The 26,212-nt window shown below is 47.4% G+C and carries 26 protein-coding genes; 14 read left to right on the top strand and 12 right to left on the bottom strand.

Annotated features, from left to right (window positions below):
* Complete coding sequence (locus MCJ35_RS09320; protein ID WP_353656065.1) at positions 1 to 927, bottom strand: hypothetical protein; 927 nt, start codon at positions 925 to 927, stop codon at positions 1 to 3.
* 314 nt (positions 928 to 1,241) lie between these two features.
* Here MCJ35_RS09320 and MCJ35_RS09315 point away from each other — a divergent pair, with 314 nt between their 5' ends.
* The 3 genes from MCJ35_RS09315 (at position 1,242) to MCJ35_RS09305 (ending at position 4,415) form a co-directional block, all read left to right on the top strand.
* The gene (locus tag MCJ35_RS09315) at positions 1,242 to 2,126 is read left to right on the top strand and encodes a carbohydrate ABC transporter permease (protein ID WP_025487339.1); all 885 of its coding nucleotides are present in this window, start codon (positions 1,242 to 1,244) and stop codon (positions 2,124 to 2,126) included.
* Positions 2,123 to 2,971, top strand: a complete 849-nt coding sequence (locus tag MCJ35_RS09310) for a carbohydrate ABC transporter permease (RefSeq protein WP_025487340.1) — start codon at positions 2,123 to 2,125, stop codon at positions 2,969 to 2,971. Before MCJ35_RS09315 ends, MCJ35_RS09310 begins: the two co-directional genes overlap by 4 nt.
* A 106-nt stretch (positions 2,972 to 3,077) precedes the next feature.
* Positions 3,078 to 4,415, top strand: coding sequence for an ABC transporter substrate-binding protein (locus MCJ35_RS09305; protein WP_488473295.1), 1,338 nt, complete (start codon positions 3,078 to 3,080; stop codon positions 4,413 to 4,415).
* Here MCJ35_RS09305 and MCJ35_RS09300 read toward each other — a convergent pair.
* The 4 genes from MCJ35_RS09300 to MCJ35_RS09285 form a co-directional block, all read right to left on the bottom strand.
* Positions 4,403 to 5,737: an amidohydrolase family protein gene (locus MCJ35_RS09300; protein WP_025487341.1), complete on the bottom strand. Its 1,335-nt coding sequence runs from the start codon at positions 5,735 to 5,737 to the stop codon at positions 4,403 to 4,405. The genes MCJ35_RS09305 and MCJ35_RS09300 overlap by 13 nt on opposite strands.
* A gap of 97 nt (positions 5,738 to 5,834) precedes the next feature.
* On the bottom strand, positions 5,835 to 8,732 hold the full coding sequence (locus MCJ35_RS09295) for a diguanylate cyclase domain-containing protein (RefSeq protein ID WP_008725656.1): 2,898 nt from the start codon (positions 8,730 to 8,732) through the stop codon (positions 5,835 to 5,837).
* 299 nt (positions 8,733 to 9,031) lie between these two features.
* Complete coding sequence (locus MCJ35_RS09290) at positions 9,032 to 9,469, bottom strand: flavodoxin (protein WP_008725654.1); 438 nt, start codon at positions 9,467 to 9,469, stop codon at positions 9,032 to 9,034.
* A gap of 12 nt (positions 9,470 to 9,481) precedes the next feature.
* The gene (locus tag MCJ35_RS09285) at positions 9,482 to 10,099 is read right to left on the bottom strand and encodes a DUF3793 family protein (RefSeq protein ID WP_025487343.1); all 618 of its coding nucleotides are present in this window, start codon (positions 10,097 to 10,099) and stop codon (positions 9,482 to 9,484) included.
* Positions 10,100 to 10,301: 202 nt separating this feature from the next.
* Here MCJ35_RS09285 and MCJ35_RS09280 point away from each other — a divergent pair, with 202 nt between their 5' ends.
* On the top strand, positions 10,302 to 11,192 hold the full coding sequence (locus MCJ35_RS09280; protein WP_008725651.1) for a LysR family transcriptional regulator: 891 nt from the start codon (positions 10,302 to 10,304) through the stop codon (positions 11,190 to 11,192).
* Positions 11,193 to 11,272: 80 nt separating this feature from the next.
* Here the strand turns inward: MCJ35_RS09280 and atpC are convergent, their stop codons facing one another.
* From atpC to atpE, 7 genes are read right to left on the bottom strand one after another with little or no spacing between them, the layout of a single operon-like run.
* On the bottom strand, positions 11,273 to 11,689 hold the full coding sequence (atpC, locus tag MCJ35_RS09275) for an ATP synthase F1 subunit epsilon (protein ID WP_008725649.1): 417 nt from the start codon (positions 11,687 to 11,689) through the stop codon (positions 11,273 to 11,275).
* A 32-nt stretch (positions 11,690 to 11,721) separates the two neighbouring features.
* Positions 11,722 to 13,122, bottom strand: coding sequence for a F0F1 ATP synthase subunit beta (gene atpD / locus MCJ35_RS09270; RefSeq protein WP_008725648.1), 1,401 nt, complete (start codon positions 13,120 to 13,122; stop codon positions 11,722 to 11,724).
* An 18-nt stretch (positions 13,123 to 13,140) separates the two neighbouring features.
* Positions 13,141 to 14,037, bottom strand: a complete 897-nt coding sequence (gene atpG, locus MCJ35_RS09265; protein ID WP_025487344.1) for an ATP synthase F1 subunit gamma — start codon at positions 14,035 to 14,037, stop codon at positions 13,141 to 13,143.
* A gap of 19 nt (positions 14,038 to 14,056) precedes the next feature.
* The gene (atpA, locus tag MCJ35_RS09260) at positions 14,057 to 15,565 is read right to left on the bottom strand and encodes a F0F1 ATP synthase subunit alpha (RefSeq protein WP_008725643.1); all 1,509 of its coding nucleotides are present in this window, start codon (positions 15,563 to 15,565) and stop codon (positions 14,057 to 14,059) included.
* Positions 15,566 to 15,575: 10 nt separating this feature from the next.
* The gene (gene atpH, locus MCJ35_RS09255) at positions 15,576 to 16,091 is read right to left on the bottom strand and encodes an ATP synthase F1 subunit delta (RefSeq protein WP_025487345.1); all 516 of its coding nucleotides are present in this window, start codon (positions 16,089 to 16,091) and stop codon (positions 15,576 to 15,578) included.
* The gene (gene atpF / locus MCJ35_RS09250) at positions 16,084 to 16,575 is read right to left on the bottom strand and encodes a F0F1 ATP synthase subunit B (protein WP_008725640.1); all 492 of its coding nucleotides are present in this window, start codon (positions 16,573 to 16,575) and stop codon (positions 16,084 to 16,086) included. Before atpF ends, atpH begins: the two co-directional genes overlap by 8 nt.
* Before the next feature lie 24 nt (positions 16,576 to 16,599).
* Complete coding sequence (gene atpE / locus MCJ35_RS09245) at positions 16,600 to 16,824, bottom strand: ATP synthase F0 subunit C (protein ID WP_008725639.1); 225 nt, start codon at positions 16,822 to 16,824, stop codon at positions 16,600 to 16,602.
* A 308-nt stretch (positions 16,825 to 17,132) separates the two neighbouring features.
* Here atpE and MCJ35_RS09240 point away from each other — a divergent pair, with 308 nt between their 5' ends.
* The 10 genes from MCJ35_RS09240 (at position 17,133) to MCJ35_RS09195 (ending at position 26,197) form a co-directional block, all read left to right on the top strand.
* Positions 17,133 to 20,186 (top strand): SrtB-anchored collagen-binding adhesin, encoded by a 3,054-nt coding sequence (locus tag MCJ35_RS09240; protein WP_025487346.1) that lies wholly within the window; start codon positions 17,133 to 17,135, stop codon positions 20,184 to 20,186.
* Positions 20,187 to 20,424: 238 nt separating this feature from the next.
* On the top strand, positions 20,425 to 20,751 hold the full coding sequence (locus MCJ35_RS09235; RefSeq protein ID WP_025487347.1) for a YdcP family protein: 327 nt from the start codon (positions 20,425 to 20,427) through the stop codon (positions 20,749 to 20,751).
* A gap of 15 nt (positions 20,752 to 20,766) precedes the next feature.
* Complete coding sequence (locus tag MCJ35_RS09230) at positions 20,767 to 21,150, top strand: YdcP family protein (protein ID WP_025487348.1); 384 nt, start codon at positions 20,767 to 20,769, stop codon at positions 21,148 to 21,150.
* 94 nt (positions 21,151 to 21,244) lie between these two features.
* Positions 21,245 to 21,787, top strand: coding sequence for a DUF6560 family protein (locus MCJ35_RS09225; RefSeq protein ID WP_003432337.1), 543 nt, complete (start codon positions 21,245 to 21,247; stop codon positions 21,785 to 21,787).
* A gap of 109 nt (positions 21,788 to 21,896) precedes the next feature.
* Positions 21,897 to 23,288: an FtsK/SpoIIIE domain-containing protein gene (locus MCJ35_RS09220; RefSeq protein ID WP_025487349.1), complete on the top strand. Its 1,392-nt coding sequence runs from the start codon at positions 21,897 to 21,899 to the stop codon at positions 23,286 to 23,288.
* Positions 23,281 to 23,772, top strand: coding sequence for a hypothetical protein (locus MCJ35_RS09215; RefSeq protein WP_025487350.1), 492 nt, complete (start codon positions 23,281 to 23,283; stop codon positions 23,770 to 23,772). Before MCJ35_RS09220 ends, MCJ35_RS09215 begins: the two co-directional genes overlap by 8 nt.
* A gap of 149 nt (positions 23,773 to 23,921) precedes the next feature.
* Positions 23,922 to 25,118 carry a MobT family relaxase gene (mobT, locus tag MCJ35_RS09210; protein ID WP_008787615.1) on the top strand — a complete coding sequence of 399 codons (1,197 nt, stop codon included), beginning with the start codon at positions 23,922 to 23,924 and terminating at the stop codon, positions 25,116 to 25,118.
* Positions 25,119 to 25,130: 12 nt separating this feature from the next.
* Positions 25,131 to 25,265 carry a DUF3789 domain-containing protein gene (locus MCJ35_RS09205; protein ID WP_017143882.1) on the top strand — a complete coding sequence of 45 codons (135 nt, stop codon included), beginning with the start codon at positions 25,131 to 25,133 and terminating at the stop codon, positions 25,263 to 25,265.
* Positions 25,266 to 25,487: a hypothetical protein gene (locus MCJ35_RS09200; protein WP_002323342.1), complete on the top strand. Its 222-nt coding sequence runs from the start codon at positions 25,266 to 25,268 to the stop codon at positions 25,485 to 25,487.
* Positions 25,488 to 25,576: 89 nt separating this feature from the next.
* Complete coding sequence (locus MCJ35_RS09195) at positions 25,577 to 26,197, top strand: hypothetical protein (protein WP_008787617.1); 621 nt, start codon at positions 25,577 to 25,579, stop codon at positions 26,195 to 26,197.
* Positions 26,198 to 26,212 lie beyond the last annotated feature (15 nt).

The raw sequence follows: 26,212 nt of genomic DNA, 5'->3' as shown, positions 1-26,212 counted from the left end.
TTACCTGGAATCAGGGACAGCCCAGGGCTGGAGGACGGCTTTCAGCTCCTTATCATAATCAAGACCAATCAGATAACTGTATTCCTCACCCTCCAATGTCCCCTGCGGAAAACCCACCTCCAGATTATCCGGAAACACAATGATATGCTCAGGCTTCATGGCTGCTTCCATTTCAGAAAGAAGTCCGGGGTCATTGATATCAGCGGCCTTTAACAGCCATTGTCTGGCCTCTGCCTCCGGCAGATTAAATAATTCCCAGTTGCTCAGCGCCCTTCCTGTCTCCCTGTCAAATACAGCGCCCAGCCGGATTTCCTGCATGGCTGCTCCGGTCATGGGAAGGGATACCGTTGTGAGGAAACATATGATGGTGTCATTGGAGGCCGTGGGTGAGATGTCCTGGCTTATGTACCGCACCTCATAGCCTGTTCCATTATCCCTGCACATCCTGTATTCACTGTAAGCATCCTCCAGTTCTCTATGGATATCATACAGCAGTCCCTGTTCTTCATAGTATGCCCTTATAGAATCCTGCGCGGTCCGGTTCAAGTCATCAAAGCCGTCAATCCCGCCCACATAAACATGGTCCGGTCCGGCAACGTCGTGGACCGTGAGAAGGACAGTCCCATCTGTAAGCCTGTAACAGGAATATGGGCTGTGCACTGCCCGCCACAGATCTGCTGTGCCACCGTCCGTGAAAGTGACGGCATGTTCCTGCTCAAGGACATATGTCTCTTCCCTGTACTGAGGTTTTTGAAGACATCCTGTAAGAAAAAACACGGCCGCCGGTAAAACCGCGGACAACGCTTTTATATATAATACCCTTATTCTCTTCATATGGTCCATTTCCTCAAAACCCCGGTATGGGCGGTTGGTGTGCTTTATGATATTATCATGATAAAAATGCAGGTCTGAAGTGAAGTATATCATTGTGTCCTCCTATCTGTCAAATGGTGCGCAATGTCCCTTTCTTCCCTATTATAGCAAATACACGGGTATAAATACAGAACCCCTTCTACGTCCTATCCACCTGAACAGGATATGAACAGCTTTTAATTTATCTTTTGTAATGCAACCATCCTGTCATGGGATGGTTATTTGCATCTATCTCTTTCATTTTTTAACTATTTTTAAATAAAATGAACAATATATTGACAATATATGGATTAAGTGCTATCATTTCACATGTTCAATATTTTATTATTTTATATATTTTTGAACACAAAATTCAGGAGGAATCATATATGCACCCATCCTATCTCCAGAAACAATTAAAGCCAAGGCTTATATTTACCGTGTTTACGGCTCCGGCCCTCATATTCCTTGTTCTGTTCTGGGTGATTCCCATCATTGCATCCATAGGAATCAGCTTCACTGACTGGGATTACATGACTTCGGACTTCCACATGACAGGATTTGGCAATTACAGCTCGCTGTTTAAGGACAAATCCTTCCAGGATGCGCTCATCCATACGCTTTTGTTTGCCCTGGAAACCGTAATCCCTGTCACATGCCTTGGATTGCTGCTGGCGATGCTTGTTTATTCCGCCGGGAGGCATACCATCTACTCCCTGATCCTCTTCTCTCCCTGGATTACACCAGCGGTTGCCGTGTCCATTGTATGGACCTGGATTTTTGAACCGGATAGCGGATTGGCCAATACCCTGCTGCGTCAATTGGGGATGGCCGGACTTCCCTGGCTTCACAGTTCTTCAACGGCATTGGCAAGTATTGCCCTTGTAACCGTGTGGAAAAACCTTGGTTATGTGATGCTTCTTTTCGCCGGGGCCTTATCAAGGATTCCCACGGAACTTTACGAAGCTGCCGCGGTTGACGGCGCAGGAAGCCTGAACCGCTTTGTACATATCACGCTTCCAATCCTGCGTCCTGCCATCCTTATGATAGGGATGATCATGACCGCGGATTCCCTGCGCGCCTATGACCAGATTCAGATCCTGACCCAGGGAGGACCTGCAGGAAGTACCAGGACGCTGCTCTATCTGTATTACCAGCTGGGATTTGAACAGTTTGACATGGGCCGCGGGGCGGCGGCCGTGGTCATCCTCATGGTTATCGGCATCAGCCTTGCCCTGATCCAGCTTAAGATGAAAAAGGAGGAAAAATCATGACCAGGCCTGTCATTCCATGGGCACGGATCATCCGGCGCGCCGCTGTCCATGTTGTATTGGGATTCACCTGCTGTGTCACGGCATTCCCCTTCCTCTGGATGGCTGTCAGTTCACTCAAGACCAGGGAGGAGGTGATGGACACGGCTTCCTTCCTGCCTTCTGTCCCCCAGTTTGGGAACTACCTTTCCATCCTGGCTGATTCACCGGTTCCACGATACCTTGCAAACAGCTTTTTTGTATCCCTTGCAGTGATTGCCATACAGCTTGTGTGCTGCGCCCTTTTCACCTACGCAGTAGCCTTCATGAAAGTAAAAGGCAGGAACATGCTTTTCCGGCTGGTCCTGTTTACCTATATGGTGCCCACTGCCGTCACCTACATTCCATGCTATATCATTTTATCCAGGATGGGGCTTTTAGACAGCTATCAGGGCCTTATATTATCCAATGGAGTCAGCGTGTTCGGCATTTTCCTGCTTCATCAGGCATTTGAGGCAGTCCCCATGGAAACCATTGAGGCGGCCAGGATGGACGGGGCCGGACATCTCTCCATCCTCACAAGGATCATAGTCCCCATGACGCGGCCATCCTTTATGACCTTCATCCTTTTGTCATTCATCAACACCTATAACAGCTACATGTGGCCGTCCCTTATCACGGATTCCCCGGATTTAAGCCTCATATCCCAGGGATTAAGGCGATTTCTCTATGAGGGAGGCGCATACGGAACCCAGTGGTCCCTTGTGATGGCGGCAGGGACCGTTGCCGTACTCCCCCTGCTGGCGGTTTTCATATCTGCCTGGCGTCTGATTGTCCGGGGAATCACGGATTTTGGGTGCAAGGGATGAGCCTGATACAGCTTTGCACAGAAACCACAGCTTTGCACAGTAACCACAGCTTTGCATAGTAACCAGTACAGCCAATTTCATATAGACATAACAGGAGGAACATAAAATGATCAGAACATTCAGATTCAGTAACAGATTTAAGAAGAAAATCCTTACCACGGTATTCCTGGCAACTGGCTGTGCCATGATGACGGGCTGCAATGCCCCGGGTCGGGCAAGGGATGCGGCGGTTGACGGAAAGGTACAGATCACATTCTGGTATTCCGGCGGCAAGACAGCCGCCGGCGTGATGGGGGACATCATCCAGGCCTTTAACCAGTCCCAGGACGAATACGAGGTGACGGGAATCCAGCAGGCGGATTATGACGAGACCTACACCAAGCTGCAGGCCGGGATTGCCGGGAAAAATGCCGCTGACATTGCCCTGCTGGATTCTGACAAATCACGCAACCTCATGCAGAAGGACCTGCTGGTTCCCATGGACAGATATACGCAGCAGGATACATCCTTTCACCAGGATGACTTCATCCCTGTTTTTTACAGCCAGTGCCTGGACAGTGACGGGGGCCTGTATGCCATGCCCGCTTACGGCACCACCCAGGTCATGTACTATAACCGGGACCTTTTTGAAAAAGCCGGGATCCAGCCGGATAAACTGGACACCTGGGAAAGTCTGGCCGACGCAGCCAGGGTCATTAAGGAGATTACGGGCGGAACAGCCTATGGATGGGAACCCATGTGGGGTGAAGATAACCTGATTGACATGGCCTTAAGTAACGGCGGTTCCATGATAGATGAAGATGGAAAAAAGGTGCTCATCAACACGGATGCCTGGATTGATTCCTGGGAAGCTGTCCGCGGATGGATCCACGAAGATAAGACCATGACTGTCCACTACGGCGGACAGGGCTGGGAATACTGGTATGATACAATGGGCGATGTGCTTCAGGATAAGGCGGGCGGCTATACCGGTTCCTCCGGCGACCAGGCTGACCTGGATTTCCATAAGGTAGGCGCCATGGAACAGCCCGGCTTCGGCAAGCATGGATCAGCGCCTGTGGCCAGGGTACTGCAGCTGGTGATGATTGATACGGGCAAGGATAAGACAGTGGACGGCGCTTACCAGTTCATCCGGTATTTCGCAGACGCATCCCAGCAGGCGAAGTGGTCCATGGCCACCGGCTACATCCCGGTCCGAAAGAGCACCCTGGGAATCCCTGAGTATCAATCCTACACTGAACACAATCCCCATGCCCTGGTCCCCATATCCCAGGCCATGCACGCTTCCCCTGACCCGGTAGACCCCACGGGCGGCAAAATCTTTGATGCCCTGGCCATTGCCGCCGATAAGGTGGAGATAGAGAACATTCCTGCCAGGGATGCCCTGGATGAAGCTGCCAGGACAGCCCAAGCAGCGCTGGACGCGGTAAATCAGCCGCAGTAGGCGCCCTGCTTTGTAAAGAACCCATGGCCTCCCATGACGGCCTTTGCCTCAGCCAGCACCTTCTCCTCGTCAATGGTCAACAGCTGCCGGTCCTTCATCACAAGCTTACCATGAATGATGGAATGCTTTACGTCGGCTCCGGCCGCGCTCTCCACAAGGGAATTGATAATGCTGCCCGTTGCCATCAGATGGGGCTGGTCCAGATTCACTGCAATCAGGTCGGCAAGATTGCCTTCCCGGATGGTTCCAAGGTCCTCACGCATAAGGGCGCCGGCGCCTCCTGCGGTTGCCATGGCAAGCAGGGTCTTTGCAGGCATGATCTGGGGATTTCCAGTGGAAAGCCCATGGGTCACATTCATGACACAGCGGAACGCCCGCATTTCCCGGAACAGGTCAAGGCCCCCATGACCGGCCCCGTCGGAGCCAAAGGCCACCGGGATTCCTGCTGCAAGAAGCCTTGGTGTCTGTGGAACACCCTTTCCGCAGTTGCTGAACGGACAGTGTACTGCACGGATTTTATGGCTGCGCACAATCTCAATCTCTGATTCTGATAGCATGATACAGTGGGCCGCAACAAAGGAGTCCGACAGGGCGCCTATGTGTTCAAGGTATTCAAAAGGCCGCTCCTTATACCGTTCCATAAAGTCCAGGACCTCGCTGGCATACTCATTCATGTGGCATTCGGCCGGTATCTGCCTCTCCTTCGCGGAAAGGAAAACCGTACGGAACAGCTCCTCGGTACAGGCCATCAGGGATGTGATTGAATAATAAACGCTGATAAGGCCTCCTTTCCCGTCGTATTCCCGGTGGAACCGTTCCAGCCTTGGTACTGCGTCCTTTGTTTCAACACGCAGGGTATCCGGCACCTTCACGCCGTCCGTGGTCTGCCAGGTGAGGGCCCCCCGGATGCCTGCCTTTATGTATTCCTCGGCAGCCGCCTCTATGTGAGGGCCGCCGGCGTCCACAAAGGAGGTGGTTCCATTTTTAATCATCTCCGCTGCTGCCAGCCTTGCGCTCAGCGCCATGGTTTCCTCTGTCAGGGATGCCTCAAACGGCACATTGATACGTTTCCAGATAACCGGCTTCTCATCCAGCAGGCTCCCCTTTAAAAACTGCTGGCTGGTATGCAGGTGCCCGTCCGTAAGCCCCGGCATCCACAGAAGGCCGGAATCATCAATCACGGTCCCGGCCTCATAATCCCCATCACCTTCTGCAATCCCTATAATCCTGGAATCCTTAATCGCGATTGTCCGGTTTTCCGCAACCGACATATCCGGCATCAGTACCCTTGCATTCTTAATCAGGATATCACATGTAAACATAAATAAACCGCCCTCTTTCCCATAAGATTTTATATAACCATTATAGGAAAAGGACAGTTCATAAAAAAGGACATATGGGCATATTTCACATAAAATTTCAGGCTTCGATACCCAGGTCCGACGGCATGCGGATGGAGGCATCGTACATCTGGAAACAGCTTTTCCCCTTACCCTTTGCCCCATACATGGCAGCATCCGCACGCTGGAACAGTGTGTTAAAGTCATTGCCGTCAATGGGCTGGAAAGCAGCCCCTATACTGCAGCTGGGGTGGATTACCATACCCTGCTTCAGGCACATGTCCTGAATGGAATCCAGGACCATGGCCATGCGTGTTTCAACGGTTTTTACATCCGGGACATGGGACATGAAAAGAAGGAACTCATCCCCTCCTATCCTTGCAAGGACATCCTCGCTGCGGAACTGCCGGGTCAGTATGTCAGCCACTGCCTTAAGCACACTGTCCCCGAACATATGGCCGTTGCTGTCATTGATTTTCTTAAAGTCATCAACGTCCAGGACCATCAGGGCCCTGTATCCCTGGACACAGGGCTCCTCCAATATGGCTTCAATAAGCCGTCTTGCCGTCCTGCGGTTATAGAGCTGTGTCAGCTCATCCCGCTCCGCCTGATACTGGAGGGCCTCCTCCGCCCGCTTCTGTTCATCCACATCAGCCAGCATCCCAATTACCCTGCTGACCCTGCCTGCCGCATCAAACTGGGAAGAGGCACGGAGCCTGCACCAGCGGTACCGTCCCGCTGCATCGGACAGCCTGAATTCAATCTCCCTGTAAATCGTCCCCTTCATCAGCGAATCCAGCATTTCCGTAAAATCAGGCACGTCAGCCGGATGGATATGGGATACGAACCGGATACGTTTGCTGAAATTGTTTGAAATGGGGGTATATCCAAACTTTTTCTCAAAATTGGCAGAGTGGGTGACTGTATCTTTTTCAATATCCCACTCAAACAGGGCATCCTCTGCCTGCTCCATGATGATTTTATGGCGCTCCAGGGAAAGACGGAGCTCTTCCTGGTCTTTTTTAGAAGCAGTGATGTCCATAAGGGCAAATACCAGATATTCCATGTTGTTTTTTCCGGTAATGGACTGGCATCGCTCCAAAACCCAGATAATCCTTCCATCCTTGGCAGTAAGCCTGTATTCCAGTTCAACGGAATTACCAGACTCCAGCTGTCTCCCCGTCTCTTCCATGATCCGGCTCCGGTCAGCCGGGTAAATCATATTCAGGTACCGGTTGTCAAACCGGGTCTTGATCTCACCGTCGCTGTAGCCCAGCATTTTCCTCATACCGCCATTGGTCTCTACGATGGTAAACTCCTTATCGTTCAGGCAGGCCTGGACACATCCCACCATATGGCTTAAGACAGCATCATTAAACATCCTCATCTGCATGGTGCTGCCGGCCGGAACCGCATCCTCCTCTGCCTCCAGTTCTTCCCAGATAATCAGTGCCCTTTTCTGATAAGGGTTTCCTGTATTGATGCGGAGCATGGTGGCCCGGCACCAGCGGTAAACCTGCTCCACCTGGTTATATATGCGATAGTTACGGCTTCTCTTATTAAATCCTTCCTTCATGAAATCCTTCATGTAAGCACCCATAAGGGCCCTTGCCATCTCCCTGTCCTCAGGATGGACGGATGTCTCCACAAAATGATAAAAGGCATCCTTGAAGCTGCCGCCGGATTTCAGGCCGTCAAAGTCATGGTTTGAGAGATAAACCACATGATAAACGCCTGTGTTAAAATCCACCTCCACAACAGTGGAATCCACATATTTAAGCAGTGTCAGATACTTCTGCTGGCCCATCTGCCTGCTGTCCCTATCCCCATCCATGCAAAGCCGTATATCGCTGTTGATGGCAGGCTGTTTCTGTATCTGCCCATCCCTGTACTCGTCGGACAGCTTGGAAAATATTACCTTTACATTCTTAAAACATTCCAAAAGCCAGGGTGAAAACGTACCGCACTCCCCGTTCAATATCATGTTGATGGCCTGCGCAGGCGGTATGGCCTTCTTATAGACACGGTCGGAGGTCAGGGCGTCATAACAATCAGCGATACCCACCACCTGGGCGCAGACCGGGATATTGTCCCCGCGAAGCCCGTCAGGATATCCCCTGCCATCCCATCGTTCATGGTGATAGCGGCATATATTGTAGGCATATTGCAGATATTCCCTGTCCCCCATGCGGTCAAGATTCACCAGCATCTCACAGCCCTTTGTGGTGTGGCCTTTCATGATCTCAAATTCTTCCTCTGTCAGCCGCCCAGGCTTATTGAGGATTGTATCCGGTATGGCAATCTTGCCGATATCGTGCATGGAAGAGGCACTGGAAATAATGTCAATCTGACGCCGGTCCAGGCCCAGCTCCGGGAAGTTTCCCGATATCTCCTCCAGCAGTATCCTGGTAAACATACGGATACGCTGTATATGCTGCCCTGTTTCCACGCTCCTGTACTCGATGATGGCGGATAATGCGTCAATCATCACCGCATTGGATTCCATTAACCGGGCGGCCTGTTCATCAATCCGCTCCTGAAGGTTCTGCTGGTTCCGGCTGAGGGCAATGCTGTTCTCCACCCTGCGCTTCACAATGACCGGATCAAAAGGCTTCATCACAATATCCGATGCGCCCAAATCAAATGCCTTCACCGTGTTGTCCGGCGAATCCTCGGATGTGATGATGATAACGGGACATTCCGGCAAAAGATGCATATCATTCATCTCCGCCAGGACTTGGTAGCCGTCCTTCTGCGGCATCACAAGGTCTAAAAGTACGGCAGCAATATTCCTGTGGTACTGTTTAAGCAGTACCATGGCCTGATCCCCGTTTTCCGCCTCCAGCAGATTATAATCCTTTTCAAAAATACTTTGCAGTATAATACGGTTTACCTCTATATCGTCTACAATCAGGATGGTATCCCTGCCCCTCAATTCCCTGTCTTTTACAGGGTATGGATTTATATCTTCCAACACGTTTCATTCCCCTTTTTCCAGCAGTCCAAGGGTTCCCGGGCCGCTGCGGATAAAAGCGGCCCTTCCCCGGCAGGGAGTGTCCGGAAATTCATTCCCGCCCTCTGTATTCCCCGGAACGGCCGCTTCATTCACAAATTTTCTATCTATACCATATCATTTTATCCCTGAAAATGCAATCATTCTTCCCCTCCCACATACAAAACCTCATGGGAAAGTCCTCCGGAAGACCGCATTTCATGCTGCCTGCCGGAGGACCCCAAAAACCTGTCAACTCTTTGTATCAAATCCTGATGCCGGTATCACGGCATAAGACCAGCTAATTTACGTCCTAACTCCCTGCACTGTGAAAGCGCGTCCTCATCCGGGGTTTCCTGGGCAATCACACCCTGGCCGCCCACGACAACCGCGCCTGCACCGGCCACACGTTCCTCCCAGTCGCGCATCCACTGTCCGTCCCCCCATCCATAAGAGCCAAACAGGCCAATCTGCTTTCCTCCGGCAAAGGATTCCACTTCAGCCATGAACGGCTCCATTTCATCCTCCTCAAGGACTTCCGCTCCCATGGCCGGGCATCCCAGTGCAAACACAGGCGCATCCTTCAAAACATCCGGGGTTATGGATGAAACCTCCACCGCTGCCCCTTCTTTCCCCGCTTCCTTCACTCCTTCGGCCACCTCATTGGCCATGGCTTGTGTGTTGCCTGTCTGCGACCAGTATACCACCATTATCTTACTCATGTTCCTGTCCTCCTAAATTGTCATTGATTTATATTGATGTAATCCATGGATCTCAAGAATATCCCCTATCCCCAGTCCACGGGAAACCATATGTATGAGCCTCTCCCGCGCCTGATTGTATCTCCTGAATATGCGCCTGCACTCTGACTGGTTGGAATAAACCTTCCAATAACCTGTGCACAGATAATTCCTGCCATTGTTCCGGATGAATCCCAGCACATCTGCAGGCGGGTACCCCAGAAGCAGTCCTATTTCATGTGGGAAGCCTCCATTTCCATTCATGTGTGCCGTATACTTTTCCGAAACACATTCCAGGATTTGTTCCAGCCCCAAGACATGATACCCTAAGCCGCCCATCAGCCTTTCTATATCCTCTTCTGCAAGGTATTCCATGAGCGCGGACCTTGAATACAGCAGGAATGTTGTCTTATCCCCGGAGCCATACAGCAGGTAACAGGATATTGCAGTTCTTTCAAACAGCCCCATGACCTCCTGAGTCCTGCTGCTTCTGACAGTGAGAAGATTGGATATCTTCATCCCGGTCAGAAGCGGCGCGCACTGAAGGGCAATCTGTGTTTCTAATCTGTCATGGTTCATCCTGAGCAGTAAATTCAAGGTCTCTTTGCTCATATCGGGTGCCTCCTTGATGTTATCATTTTCATTCGGTTAGTTCAGGCTAACCTATGATGGTTATTTTAACAGTAAATCCAGGGATTTTCAAGGTATATAGATGGGAATATTTCTCAAATAGGCCCGGAACAAATTTTCCATGCAAAAAAAAGCAATGTGTTATATAATGATTGATGAACAAATGAATAAGCAGAGGTAAAAAATGGAATTATTACAGTTACGCTATTTTCTTACAACCGCAGAATACCAGCACATGACAAAGGCTGCCGAGCACCTTCAGATTGCCCAGCCCGCTCTGTCCCAGGCCATACACAGGCTGGAAAGTGAACTGGGGATCCCGCTGTTTGAGAGGAAAAACCGGAGTATTGAATTAAACGATGCAGGACGGCTGCTGCAAAAGCGCCTGATTCCAATCATAAGCGCCCTTGACCGGATTCCCGGGGAACTTATGGCCGGCCAGTACCAGTCAAGCCATACCATCCATCTGAAGCTTTTGGCAGCTTCCACCCTGATTACCAACCGTATCATAGCATACAGGACCCTGCGGCCGGATGTGAACTTCCAGCTGTACCAATCCGATACCAATGCGGACTTTGACCTGTGTGTGTCCGCCATACGCTCAGACCTTAAAAATGACGAATATTCCGACTATATGGTCATGCTGGAGGAGGATCTGTACCTGGCCGTTCCGACCCATTCCCCTTATGGGGATAAGGATTCCATCCGTCTGGCTGACACAAAGAATGCGGGATATATCTGCCTGGCAGGTTCACGTCCCATCCGGCAGATATGCAACAGCTACTTTTCAGAAGCTGATTTCGTGCCAAAAGTAATCTTTGAGAGCGATACCACGGAATCGGTGCGCAACCTCATTGCCGCCGGACTGGGAATCGGCTTCTGGCCCCAGTATTCATGGGGTCCCCTGTCCGCTGAATGGGGTCCGCTATCCCCCCATTCCCCGGTCAAGCTCCTTCCCATCAAGGACCAGACCTGCCGGCGCCAGATCATCCTTATGTGCTCCGCCCATGGCAAGGAAAATCCCATTGTCATGGATTTCTGCAACTTTTTAATCCAGAACTCAAAATGGCTGTAGGTTTTTACCTGCAGCCATTATCTTATCCATATGAATCCATTTTCCAATGGTTATATCTCAATGGTTTTAACTCAACCGTTTTATCCCAATTCCTTGAGATGGCTTCCCTTAAGCCTTGACAGCGCCCTTGCCATGGATGCCTGGGTCATCCTGAATTCCCGCAGGCTCTGCTTCTGCCGCATCTGTTCCTCGGCCCGCTCAAGGGCTTCCCTGGCCCTTACCGCGTCAATATCTTCCGGCCTCTCCGCCGTATCCACAAGCATGGTCACACGGTTGTTGGCCACCTGTACGATCCCACGTCCCACAATGGCTTCCCTCCACTGTGTTTCCTGAGGCACCCTAAAGCGCAGTCCGCCTTCCTGGACGGCCAGGATCATGGCCTCATGGTGGGGAAGGATACCCATCTCACCATCATGGGCAGGGACCACCAGCGTCTCACAGTTTCCATTATAGAAAATATGGTCGCTGGCAACTATTTTCAGCCAAAATGTAGACATATCCGGGCTCCTTTCTATGCATCAGCCAAACCTCAGGACTCACTGTGTTCCATGGTCCCGGCCTTTTCCACCACCTCGTCAATGGTTCCCACATTGAAGAATGCGGCTTCCGGGTAAGAATCCATCTCACCCTCGATAATGGCCTTAAAACCGCGGATGGTTTCCTTTACAGGTACATATTTGCCGGGCACGCCTGTAAAGTTCTCAGCCACATGGAACGGCTGGGACAGGAAACGCTGGATCTTCCTGGCACGGTTTACCGTCAGCTTATCATCCTCCGACAGCTCCTCCATTCCAAGGATTGCAATGATATCCTGAAGTTCCTTGTACTTCTGGAGCATCTGCTGTACTTTGTTAGCCACCTCATAATGCTCCTTGCCTACCACATCCTCTTCCAGGATACGTGAGGTGGATTCCAGCGGGTCAACGGCCGGATAGATACCCTGTTCCACAATCTTCCTGGAAAGCACCGTGGTTGCATCCAGGTGGGCAAAGGTAGTTGCAGGGGCCGGGTCCGTCAGGTCATCCGCAGGCACATATACGGCCTGTACCGAGGTAACGGAACCGTTCTTGGTGGATGCAATCCTCTCCTGAAGCTCACCTACCTCGGTGGCCAGGGTGGGCTGGTAGCCAACCGCTGAAGGCATACGTCCAAGAAGGGCGGATACCTCGGAACCGGCCTGCACGAAACGGAAGATATTATCAATGAACAGAAGCACATTCTGATGCTCCACATCCCTGAAATACTCTGCCATGGTAAGTCCGGTCTCAGCCACGCGCATACGTGCGCCCGGCGGTTCATTCATCTGCCCGAATACCAGGGCTGTTTTCTCCAGTACGCCGGATTCCCCCATCTCGGTCCAAAGGTCGTTACCCTCACGGGAACGCTCACCCACTCCGGTAAAGATGGAATAGCCGCCGTGTTCCGTTGCAATGTTGGTAATCAGTTCCTGAATCAGGACGGTCTTGCCGACACCGGCGCCGCCGAACAGGCCGATCTTGCCGCCCTTGGCATATGGGGCCAGCAGGTCAATGACCTTGATTCCTGTCTCCAGCATCTCCACGACAGGACTCTGGTCCTCAAAAGAAGGCGGGTCCCTGTGAATCACCCACTTCTCCTCATCCTCCAGGCTCTGTCCCCCGTCAATGGTATCGCCAAGGACATTAAAAAGCCTGCCCAGGGTCTTCTTGCCCACCGGCACCTTGATGCCTGCCCCGGTTGGCTCCACCTCCATATCCTTACACAGTCCGTCACTGGATGCCAGCATGATGCAGCGGACCACATTGCCGCCAACATGCTGTGCAACCTCCATGACGCACTTCTTTCCCTGGTTGTCAACAATCAGGGCGTCTTTTATATGGGGAAGGTGTTCATCTTCAAACGCCACGTCAACAACAGGTCCCATGACCTGTATGATTTTTCCCTTGCTCATGGCTGCCTCCTTCTACATCTACGAATTATGTTTCTTTTTCTGTGCCTTGGCACCGCTGATTACTTCCGTTATCTCCTGGGTAATGGCCGCCTGCCGTACACGGTTATATTCAATGGACAGGTCGCTTAAGATGGCATTGGCATTGTCGCTGGCCGACTGCATTGCCATCATCCTGGCATTCTGCTCGCTGCAGAAGGACTCCACCAGCGCGCCGAATATAAATCCTGTCACATAGTTTGGTACCACGTTATCCATGACCGCGCTGGGGGATGGGACCATCTGTATCTCTTCCTGGATGATGTCAGCCGGAATCACGATGTTGCTGAAATCCTCCCGCTTCAAAGGAAGCAGCTGGACAATCTCAGCCTCCATCTTCATGCTGTTAATCATCTGGGTATAAAGAATCCATACTTCATCCAGCTGGCCTTGCTCATAATCCTCCAGCACGGTGGAGGAAATCAGCCTGGCCCTGTGCATGGTGGGATTCTGTACCGTATAGTGGAACTGTTCCTCCACCGGTATGTGCTTGGAAGCAAAATAATGGCGTCCTAGCTCCCCCACCACATAAAGGCGGTGGTTGTCGCCCTGTTCCATCCACTCCTGGGCCATTTTTAACACATTGTGGTTATAAGCACCTGCAAGCCCTTTATCGCCCGTTATGACAATAAGGCCCTTCGTCCTGTCCGCTCCCTTGATCTCGCTTCTGGGATTAAAGTAAAAATGCTCCACATCCGGCATATGGCGCAGGATACGGCGGATTAAATCCTGCAGCGTATAGAAGTAAGGCTCTGTCTCCTCCAGCAGCTTCTTGCTTTTCTTTAGCTTGGTGGAGGAAATCAGGTACATGGCATTGGTAATCTTCCTGGTATCCTGGACGCTTTTCATACGGCTCAGGATTTCTCTTGCATTTGCCATATTCTCTCCCTCTTCCCGGTTATATGGACGTCTTGTACTGGTTGGCAGCGTCCACGATTCTCTGTACCAAATCATCTGTCAGGGTCTTATTCCCTTCAATCTCCCGGCCAATCTCAGGATGCTTCACGTCAAACCAGCCCAGCATATCCATCTGGAATTCCTTAATCTTATCCACATCCACGTCAAGCATTACCTTGTGGGTTGCCGCGCAGAGCGTGATGACCTGCTCGTGAAGGCTTAAAGGCCTTCCAAGAGGCTGCTTTAACAGTTCCATCAGACGCTTGCCGTAAGCCAGCTGTTCCTTGGTCGACTCATCCAGGTCCGAACTGAACTGGGTGAATACCTCCATCTCCCGGTACTGCGCCAGGTCAATACGGATACTGCCCGAAGCCTTCTTCATGGCCTTGGTCTGGGCAGCGCCGCCCACACGCGATACGGAAAGACCTACATTGACAGCGGGCCTCATTCCGGAAAAGAACAGATCGCTTTCAAGGAAAATCTGGCCATCCGTAATGGAAATCACATTGGTTGGGATATATGCGGATACATCCCCTGCCTGGGTCTCAATGATGGGCAGCGCCGTAATAGAGCCGCCTCCCTTTGCATCACTCAGCCTGCTGGACCGCTCCAAAAGCCTTGAATGGAGATAGAATACATCTCCGGGATACGCCTCACGTCCAGGTGAGCGCTCCAGCAAAAGGGACAGTGCCCTGTAAGCCACCGCATGCTTGGAAAGGTCATCATAGACAATCAGTACATCCTTTCCCTGATGCATGAAAAACTCAGCCATGGCAGTCCCTGAATAGGGCGCTATGTACTGCAGCGGGGCTGCCTCGCTGGCAGTGGAGGACATCACGATGGTGTAATCCATGGCGCCGCTCTTCTTAAGGGTGGATACCAGTTTTGCAACCGTGGAAGCCTTCTGTCCGATTGCCACATAGATGCAGACCACGTCCTTGCCCTTCTGGTTCAATATGGTATCAATGGCAATGGAGGTCTTGCCGGTCTGGCGGTCACCGATAATCAACTCCCTCTGTCCCCGTCCAATGGGGAACATGGAATCAATGGCAAGTATACCTGTCTCCATGGGAACGCCCACTGATTTCCTGTCCACGATGCCGGGGGCTTCTTCCTCCACCGGCCGGTAATCTTCCTCTTTTACCGGGCCAAGACCGTCAATGGGGTCTCCCAGGGCATTGACCACCCTGCCTAAAAATCCACTGCCGACCGGCACGCCGGCACGTTTTTTCGTGCGTACCACCTTGGTGCCCTGGCTTATCTCAGTATCCTTTCCAAAAAGGATGACGCCTATTTCATCTTTGCGGATGTCCTGGACCATTCCCCGGACACCGTTTTCAAATATTACAATCTCTCCATACATGGCATGCTCCATGCCGTATACAATGGCGATACCGTCGCCAACCCAGATGACAGAACCTGTCTCCTGCTGTGTGGCTGCCTTGGTATCGAAATCCTCAATCTCGCTTTTTATGATGGAGATGATTTCCTGGGAACTGATTGTGCTCATATCAAGACTCCTATCTTACCACAGCCTGGCGCAGCTTTGACAGCTGCCCCTTCAGGCTGTAATCATATTCTATATCCCCTGCCTTTAAGACGAATCCGCCTATAAGGTCAGGCTGCATCACCAGTTTAAGGCTGATATCCTTTTTATGGTATATCCTGCATAGGAACTGCTTCATTCCTGCAATCTGGGCCGCACCCGGCATGGTCACATAATGAAGTTCTGCCTCCATAACGCCCTCTTTTTCAAGGGAATATGACCGCCATGCATCAGCGATATCCTCCATCTGCCCGATGCACCCCGCATCGCAAGCCTTTTTTAAGAAGTTCACCATGAGTCCGGAGAATTCCGGTTCCCTGAATATCTTTCCTATGATGGCGTGCTTGCTCCTGGCCGGAACCACCGGGCTTGTTAAGGTCTTGATAAGCTGCTGGCTTTCTCTGAATATACCGGCCGCATCCTCAACCATCTGTCCGGGGATTCCCAATTCATATAATACAATGGCATATGTCCTGGCCTTCTCAGTCATTGCTCTCACCTGATCCTGCTAAAAATGAGTTATATAGGTTCCTGTCCCTGTCCGGTCCGGCCTGCTCACTGAGGAGTTTGGCGGCAGCCGTCATGGCCAGCCCTGCAACACCGGCCTGAAGGTCGTTCATGGCTTTCTCCCGCTCCAGCGCAATGGTCCTGTCTGCCTCTTCCATCTTCTTTGCGGCATCCTTCTTTGCCTGGTCCAGGATCCTGTTATATTCCTCTCCCGCCCTTGCCCTGGCATCCTCTATGATCCTTGAGGCTTCCTGGTCCGCGTTGCTCATGGAAGCTTCATACTCTGTCTTCATCTGTTCTGCCTGTGTCCTGGTATCCTTCGCGTCATCCAGGTCACGTTCAATCATCTGCTTCCTCTCATCCAGTATCTTCCGCACCGGCGCAACAAGGAAGTGCTTCATGAACAGGTAGAGCACCAGAAGGTTAATGACCGTACAGGCAATATTCCAAATGTTTAGATTTAACATAATAAAGCGCCTTCCTGCTATCGATTATTTTAAGAACAGAATGATTAAAAGGCCGATTACAAAGCCGTAAATGGCGGTTGCCTCGGCAAGGGCACATCCTAACAGCAGGGCCTTTGTGATCTTGCCGTCTGCCTCGGGCTGTCTTGCTATGGCATCCACTGCCTTGGAAGTGGCCATACCAATACCGATACCTGCACCAATACCTGTAAGAACTGCAACACCTGCACCTATAGCGATTAAACTTGTCATAATAAAATTCTCCTTTTTCTCATAAAAACACAATAAAAATCTGATTATCCGCTAAAACACAGTATCTATCAGCATTTTCAAGGAAACAAACACATCAATTTACTACTTATTTACTACTAACGAATGAGCCTTGATACGCAAGTTTTCCTAGATATGCAAAGATATGGTACAACACATCAGTATTGAAACAAGAAAAAATTGAATAACTTATAGACTATGGAACGCCTAACATGACGTTCCTTTTCTATTTCCAGCCGTTCTTATTGGACGGCTATTTTATTACCCAAAATGAAAGGAGCATTAGATTTATGAAAAAGATGTTAAAACGATTGTGTACGGGCTTCTTAGCTCTTGCAACTGTCGTTACTGCTTTACCGACGACACCCGTTCATGCAGAAAGCAAGCAATACTGGACGGAGTCAAAAGAGCGTGTCGGTATCGTTGAAAAAGTAATGAATGACGGTTCGATTGGTTCTACCTTTAACGAGGGACATTTGACCGTTGAGGGCGAGGACGCTTACTGTATCGACATTAACACAGATTTTAGGAACGGCTACAAGACCAGAGCTGACGCAAGCACCCGTATGAGTGCCGACCAGATAAGCGACGTTGCCTTATCTATCGAATATGTGAAACAGTACACAGACAGCCACAGCGGAATAAGCAACAATCATGCCTACCTTTTAAGACAGCTTGTTGTCTGGCAGAGATTAAGCGTACATCTTGGCTGGCAATGCGATAACGTGCGAGCTTCTTATGATGAAATTCCAAAGGCAACGCAGGACGAAGTTTTCTCTGGTGCAAGAGCCTTTGCCAAAGAAAATAAAGGACGCTATGAATGTGGCGGTTATATCTACTCTGGCGAGGGGCAGGAATTGGGGCAATTCTGGGCGAAACTGAATGTCGGAAATGCGAAACTGCAAAAGACTTCCAGTAATACCAGCATTACAGACGGCAACGGGAATTACTCAATCGCTGGTGCAACATACGGTGTCTTTTCTGATAAGGACTGCACGAAACAGCTTGCCACCCTTACGACTGATGAAAACGGAAATACAGATGTTGTAGAGGTAAAGGCTGGTACAGTTTATATCAAGGAATTATCCGCACCAGCAGGATATAAAGTAGATAAAACTGTATATTCCTTAAAGGTTGAAGCTGGAAAAACAGCGACTTTGAAAGTATCAGATACACCGAAAGTAACAGACACTTTGATTGAGCTTTTCAAGATAGATATGGAAACACAGAAAGAAAATCCGCAGGGTAACGCTTCTCTAGCAGGTGCGGAATTTACATGGAAGTATTATGCAGGATTCTATAACAAAGACACTCTCCCTGCCGAAGCTACTCGTACATGGGTTATAAAGACAATCGCTGAAACAGACAGCGACGGGTCAACCCACTACATCACAAAATTAGCAGACGCATACAAGGTATCTGGCGACAACTTCTATATGCAGGACGGGAAAGCCGTTCTTCCTTTAGGAACACTAACCGTAGAAGAAACAAAAGCTCCAAACGGCTACTTGTTAGAGGGTGCATATATGCAGGCTGGCGATAAGTCCGAACAAATTAAGGGCTTATATGTAACACAGATTACCGAGGACGGCGACCTTGCCGTATTAACTGGAAGTAATCAGTTTTCCGTATCTGATAAGGTTATCCGTGGCGGTGTGAAAATTCAGAAACGAGATTTAGAAACGGGCGATACCAAACCACAAGGAAGTGCAACTTTAAAAGATACTGCCTTTGACATCATTTCCTTAAATGATAATGCAGTATTGGTTGAGGGCAAGCTCTATAAGAAAAATGAAGTGGTAAAGACAATTCGTACCGATATTGAGGGTATCGCTTCTACTTCTGCTGACCTTTTACCTTATGGAAACTTCCGTATCGTTGAGAGCGAAGCACCAGACGGATATTTGACAGACGGTGCGAAGCCGATTGATTTTGCAATCACAGAAAATGGAAAAATCGTGGACTTAACCGACGAAGCCCATTCTATCTACAATCAGATTAAGCGTGGCGATATTGAGGGTGTAAAAATCGGTGCAGGCACACACAAGCGTCTTGCTGATGTTCCCTTTAGGATCACAAGCAAGACGACGGGCGAAAATCATGTAGTGGTAACTGATGATAACGGGCAATTCTCCACTTCTGCTGACTGGGCTTCACATAAGCACAATACAAACGCAGGAAAGACCAGCGAGGACGGTGTGTGGTTTGGAACTTCTGAACCAGACGACAGCAAGGGTGCGTTGCCTTATGATACCTACATCATTGAAGAAATGCGTTGCGACAGTAACAAAGGTTTTGAACTTATCCCACCTTTTGAAATCGTGGTATCAAGAAATAACCTTGTGGTCGATTTAGGAACGCTGACTGATGAATACGAAAAAGAAATCTCTATCCATACCACAGCGACTAGCAAAGACGGCGAAAAGACTATCCTTGCAGGAAAAGAGGTAACAATCGTTGATACTGTCAAATTAGACGGACTTACAAAAGGCACAAAGTATCAGCTCAAAGGCTGGCAGATGTTAAAAGAAGAAAATACAGAGCTTATCATTGACGGGAAAAGTGTAGAAAACGATTATACTTTTGTCGCTGATGATGAAGAAATGAAAGTAGAAATTTCCTATACATTCAATGCGTCCGAGCTTGGCGGTAAAAATCTGGTAACATTCGAGGAATTATACGACTTGAGCAATCCAGACGAACCCGTAAAAGTTGCGGAACATAAGGACATTGAGGACGACGGGCAGACCGTTTTAATCACAGAGCGTATCATCAAAATTCATACGACTGCTACCGACAAGGACGGCAACAAAGAGCTTGAAGCTGGAAAAGACGTTACAATCATTGATACCGTAACCTTAAAGGGCTTGGAAGTCGGCACACAGTACAAACTTGTGGGCTGGCAGATGTTGAAAGAAGAAAATGCAGAGCTTCTTATCAATGGAAAACGTGTGGAAAGTGATTACACTTTTACTGCTGACAGCGAAACTATGAAAGTGGAAGTTGCCTTTACCTTTGACGCTACTTCTCTTGACGGCAAACAGCTTGTAACTTTTGAGGAATTGTACGACTTGAGCAATCCAGACGAACCGAAGAAAGTTACTGAACATAAGGACATTGAGGATAAGGGACAGACGATTACCTTTAAGGAAAAGCCAGAAGTTCCAGACGAACCAGAGAAACCCGAAACACCACCGACACCAGAAAAGCCAAACAGACCGAGCGACAGTCCCAAAACGGGCGATAACACAAACCTTTACGGACTGCTTGCACTTCTTTTGACCTCTGGTGCTGGACTGGCAGGTATCTTCTTCTACAAACGCCGTAAAATGAAAAAATCATAAGGCGGTAACGGTATGAGGAAAGAAAAATCACGCTCTCCGCCGAAGCGGTCAAACGGCAGACTTTTGCTTATTCTGGCTTGTCTGCCAACAACCTGCAAGAACACGGATAGTCAAGGGTGCGTAAGCATTGATTTTACCCTTTACTATCTGGGGGATTGCTGGTACTTCCCAAACCGCCAGAATAAGAAATCACAATCAATTAACTTATCAAAAATAGAAAGAAACGAGGTAAAACAATATGGAAATGAAATATGTCGTGCCAGATATGGCACAGTCTTTTGGAACTCTTGAATTTGCAGGCGAAAGCGAGCCTATCTTTGAAAGAGATAAAAATAACCGCAGGGTCTTAGCCAGACGAAGCTATAACCTTTATTCCGACGTACAGAAAGGCGAAAATGTTGTGGTAGAAATTCCCGTGCAGGCTGGCGAAAAGAAGTTCAAGTATGAACAGAAAGTAAAACTTGTCAATCCGAAGTTGTACGGCAGAGGTTACGCAATCGGGAATATGGGACATACCGATTATGTATTAGTTGCTGATGATATTGTAGCAGTTGAAGAAAAGTAAAGGAGTGAAGAATTTATGAGATTATCAAACGGGTTTGTTATTGACAAAGAAAAAACATTTGGAGAATTAAAATTTACAGCGGTGCGTGATGTGTTCTTGCAGAATGAGGACGGGACACCGAGTACCCAGCTTAAAAAGCGTATATATGATTTAAAGTGCAGTCTGCATGGTGGAATTATCCCCGTATCTGTACCGCCAGAAGTACAGTTAAAGGAATTTCCGTACAATGCAGTTGTGGAACTTGTCAATCCAGTAGCCGATACGGTATCACGAAAAACCTATACGGGTGCAGATGTGGACTGGTATGTAAAGGCAGAGGATATTGTATTGAAGAATAAAGGCAACCAGAACGCAGGCAGTCCACAGAACCATACATCGCAGGGACAGCCGAAAAAATAGGCTTGCTAAATAGATTTTCATTGTAGTGGATATATGGAACTGTTATAATATGGATATGAAGAAACGGACAAATATGAAGTTTTGGAGGTAAGACATGAAATATTTAGGCACAATTTTAGTTGCATATATCGTTTTATTTATTTTAGATATAATGCAAAAAAGAAATCATAAAACAACAAAATCTTTAAATAAATTTTCTATTCGAACAATATCAGATGTATCATTTATATGTGCAATAGGTGCTTTGTTTGTACTTGTTGTCTTTATTTGGGGATTTTGGAGTGAACCTGAAAATTTTTGTTCTAAAAGATATTTGATGTTCATTATCCCATTTTCTATTATTTGGTTTGGAGTTACTCTTTTTGGTATGATTGCTCCTTTAAAGGGAGTGTGGGAGATAAAAGTTGAAGAAGATAATATCACGGTTATTAAAATGTTTATTTTTAGAAGATATTGGAAAATATCAGACATATCTTATTGTAAAATGAAACGCGGTGGTATGAATGTGTATGTCAATGGAAGAAAGAAAAAAGCATTTTTTGTTGATGGTATGACAGACCATTTTGATAACTTTATAAAACGGATGGAAAAAGAGGGAAAAGAGATTATTATTCCAGAGCCAAAAGATACGAATTGAGTTGCTGGAATAGTAAATTCGAGTTTGAAAACTTCATATCCATATACACAAAGCAGTTAGTCTTAGGATTGACTGCTTTTTTTCATACCCAGAAAGGAGTGATTGATTTATGCAAAAGATTTTTAACAAAGGACACCGTATCAGAGCCAGCGACAAGCACCTTGTTTACCACTTTTCCATAGGAACGCTTCTGTTTGTATTCGTGGCGGTTCTCCTGCTACTGAATATGAAACAGCTCATGCGTACCGATTGGGAGCATTTCAGCTTGTTAGAAAACGGCTTGACCCTCTCCCCTTACAACTTCATAACCATACTGATAGCGACTGGTGTTTGTGCATTGGTCGCTTTTCTGTATTACCGCTTCTGTTATGACAATTTCAAGAAGCTCCTGCACCGTCAAAAGCTGGCAAGAATGATACTGGAGAATAAGTGGTATGAAGCCGATACCGTACAAGACAGTGGTTTTTTTACTGACCTGCAAAGCAGATCAAGGGAAAAAATCGTCTGGTTTCCAAAGATTTATTATCAAATGGAAAAGGGACTGCTTCATATCCGCTGTGAAATTACGCTGGGGAAATATCAAGACCAGCTTTTACGGTTAGAGGATAAATTGGAAAGTGGCTTGTATTGTGAGCTGACCGACAAGACCCTGCATGACGGCTATATCGAATATACCCTGCTTTATGATATGATAGCGAACCGCATTACCATTGATGAAGTACGGGCAGAAAACGGCTGTCTTAGACTGATGAAAAATCTTGTCTGGGAATATGACGCACTCCCTCACGCCCTTATCGCTGGTGGAACGGGTGGCGGTAAAACCTATTTTCTGCTGACGCTCATTGAAGCCTTACTGCATACCGACGCTGTCCTTTACATCTTAGACCCGAAGAACGCTGACCTTGCGGACTTAGGGACAGTTATGGGAAATGTGTATCACACCAAAGAAGAAATGATTGATTGCGTCAATGCCTTTTATGAGGGCATGGTACAGCGAAGTGAGGAAATGAAACGACACCCGAACTATAAGACGGGCGAAAACTACGCCTATCTGGGACTGCCACCCTGCTTTCTTATCTTTGATGAATATGTGGCGTTTTTTGAAATGCTGGGGACGAAAGAAAGCGTGAGCTTACTTAGCCAGTTAAAGAAAATCGTTATGTTAGGGCGACAAGCAGGTTATTTCCTTATCGTTGCCTGCCAGCGTCCAGACGCAAAGTATTTCTCGGACGGTATCAGAGATAACTTCAATTTCCGTGTGGGACTTGGGCGTATCAGCGAATTAGGTTACGGTATGCTGTTCGGTTCAGATGTGAAAAAGCAGTTTTTCCAGAAGCGTATCAAAGGGCGTGGCTATTGTGATGTGGGAACAAGCGTGATAAGTGAATTTTACACGCCTTTAGTCCCGAAAGGACATGATTTTTTACAAACAATCGGCAGGCTTGCACAAGAAAGACAAGTCATGCCAGAACAACAAGGAAAGGAAGATGTGATTGAATAAGGACACATTAAATGTTTATCACGCACCCACAGTGAAAAACTACCTCTGTTTGTGCTTGAATACAGATATTTTTACAACGGATTGCAGGAAATATATGTTAGATTGTTTTTTAGATTATTCTGTCAATCCAAATCTGCGATTTCATTCAAGGATAGATAAAATCATTGATGATGTTATTCGTGAAAAAATCAACATTCCTCATAAGTTTAGAATGAGATTGGAAAGTAGACATTGCGTTGAAAGCAGGATAATCTATTTTCGATTTCGAGTTTTAGATAAGGCTTGTCTGCAATGTAATGTATTTCTTAAAGGACTGTCTGAAGAAATGAAAGAAGCACTTTCAGATGAAAGAATAGATTTTGCGGTTATCTATGAGGGCATACAAGGTTCACAGCAGGACACAGACACGGACGACAAGGACGGGTTTTGCGGTTCTCAACCGCAAGTTCCGTTCTTGGCGGACGGGGCTTGTCCCGTCCGCTGATAAAACCCCTCAGTATCTAACAGAGGGGTACGTTTGCAAATAGACAATAGACGAAAAACACAGGAAACATAAGGCTTATCGCATGGTTTCCTAGCAAAAATCGGCTGTGAAGTCGCCTTAAAAAACTTCACACTTGACAGATTGGGGGTATGGTTCTGAATGAAGAACAATGGATAAAAGAATTACGGGAAAAACGGATTGCTTACGGTATCTCACAAGGCAGGCTGGCGGTGGCGTCTGGTATCACAAGAGAATATCTCAACAAGATAGAAAGCGGAAAAATGAAGCCGTCAAAGGAACTTCTGAATACTCTGCATAAAGAACTGGCAAAGTTCAATCCAGAAGCACCGCTTACCATGCTGTTTGATTATGTGAAAATTCGTTTTCCCACGCTGGATATACAGCACATCATCAAAGATATATTAAAACTGAATATCAACTATATGCTCCATGAAAATTACGGGCGTTACAGTTATACGGAGCATTACTCTTTAGGGGACATCTTTATCTATACGTCGGCTGACGAAGAAAAAGGTGTCCTTTTAGAGTTAAAGGGGCGTGGTTGCAGGCAGTTTGAAAGTTACCTGCTGGCACAGCAAAGAAGCTGGTATGACTTTCTTATGGACGCACTTATAGACGGTGGCGTGATGAAGCGTATCGACCTTGCTATCAACGACCATACGGGCATTTTGGATATTCCAGAGCTTGCGGAAAAATGCAGGAAACGGGAATATATCGGAAAGTCCAGAAGCTATAAGTTTTACCAGTCGGGCGAGCTTATCAAGCACAGAGAGGACGACAGAGAATATATGGGGCGTACCCTTTATCTTGGGTCGCTGAAATCAGATGTGTATTTCTGTATCTATGAAAAGGACTATGAGCAGTACGTCAAGTTAGGGACACCTCTGGAAGAAGCCGACATTATCAACCGTTTTGAAATACGGCTTCGCAATGAACGAGCCTATTATGCGGTACGAGATTTACTGACCTATTATGACGCAGAACAGACCGCTTTTTCTATCATCAATCAGTATGTGCGGTTTGTTGATGAAGAACCCGACAAGCGAAAAAATGACTGGAAGCTCAATGACCGCTGGGCTTGGTTTATCGGCGATAACAGACAGAGCTTGAAGCTGACGACAAAACCAGAGCCTTACACCTTAGACCGCACATTGCGGTGGGTACAACGGCAGGTAGCACCGACCTTAAAAATGCTGAAAAAGATTGATAAGGGAAACGGTACAGACTACATGGAAACAATCGAACAGCAGGCAAAGCTCACAGAAAAGCATGAAATGATAATCAAACAGCAGACGACCCCTGCAAAAGATTTAGTAGAAAGTTAGGAGTGATAAAAAATGTGGGTATTATTAAAAGACTTCCTGCTGGTATCTATGGGAATGGGTATCGGCGTAGTCTTGATGTGTATTTTGAATGTCGGCAAAGAAGCTGACTATGAAATGGAACAATTAAAAGAAAGCGAGGACAATTAAATGAATTTCGGACAAAATTTATATCAATGGTTTTTATCAAACGCACAGAGCTTAGTGCTTATGGCGATTGTGGTTATCGGTATCTACTTAGGGTTCAAGCGTGAGTTTTCAAAGCTCATTGGCTTCTTGGTAGTTGCCTTGATTGCTGTCGGCTTGGTATTCAATGCCGGCGGTGTGAAAGATGTACTGTTAGAGCTGTTCAACAAGATTATCGGTGCATAAAATTTTATTGTAGTGCTAATATGTGAGTGATATAATATGGATATGAAGAAAACGACAAATATGAATTTGAACTTAGGAGGAAAACTATTGTGTCAAATATAAAACTAAGAAATACATATAAGTCTTATACAGCGATATTTGTAATTGGTATATTAGTAGGGTGTATATGTAGACTGTTAGATTATTTTCCCGCAGATACACTATGGAGTTTTTCATCACCTCAAACATTGTTTGGTTTTTGGATTATTACCAATACTATCATCGTTATGTTAAGCACCTCAAATATTTGTGCAGGAATTAGTTCGTTCTTGTATATGTTTGGAATGACATTAAGTTTTTATGCTTTACAAGCAATATTAGGAATGTTTATACCTATGTTTTCCGGCGGATTCCGCTTTGGGCTATTCATATTGTTTACTGTTTGGTCAATCGCTTGTGCAATAGCAGCATTTATTCTGTACTATTGGAATAGGGAACATATTTTTAGTTCAGTATTATATTCTTTACCAGTAGGAGCATTATTTGCTGAAACAATAGCAGTTTTTATTTATTTTTTGGAACATCAAACATTCCTATTTCAGTTGTTAATGGATATTATAGGAGCTGTTGTGTTTACCATAATATTTTTCAAAAAAGTAAACTATAGAAAAATGTATATTGTCGGAATTGTATTAAGTACTTTGGTATTTTATTATATTTTTCCATGGTAGTTTATATTGATAAAT

Source organism: Enterocloster sp. OA13 (assembly GCF_022440595.1).
Classification (GTDB): Bacteria; Bacillota; Clostridia; order Lachnospirales; family Lachnospiraceae; genus Enterocloster; species Enterocloster hominis.
Note: the sequence above shows the minus strand (reverse complement) of the source record. Positions and strands in the feature narration are given on the sequence as shown.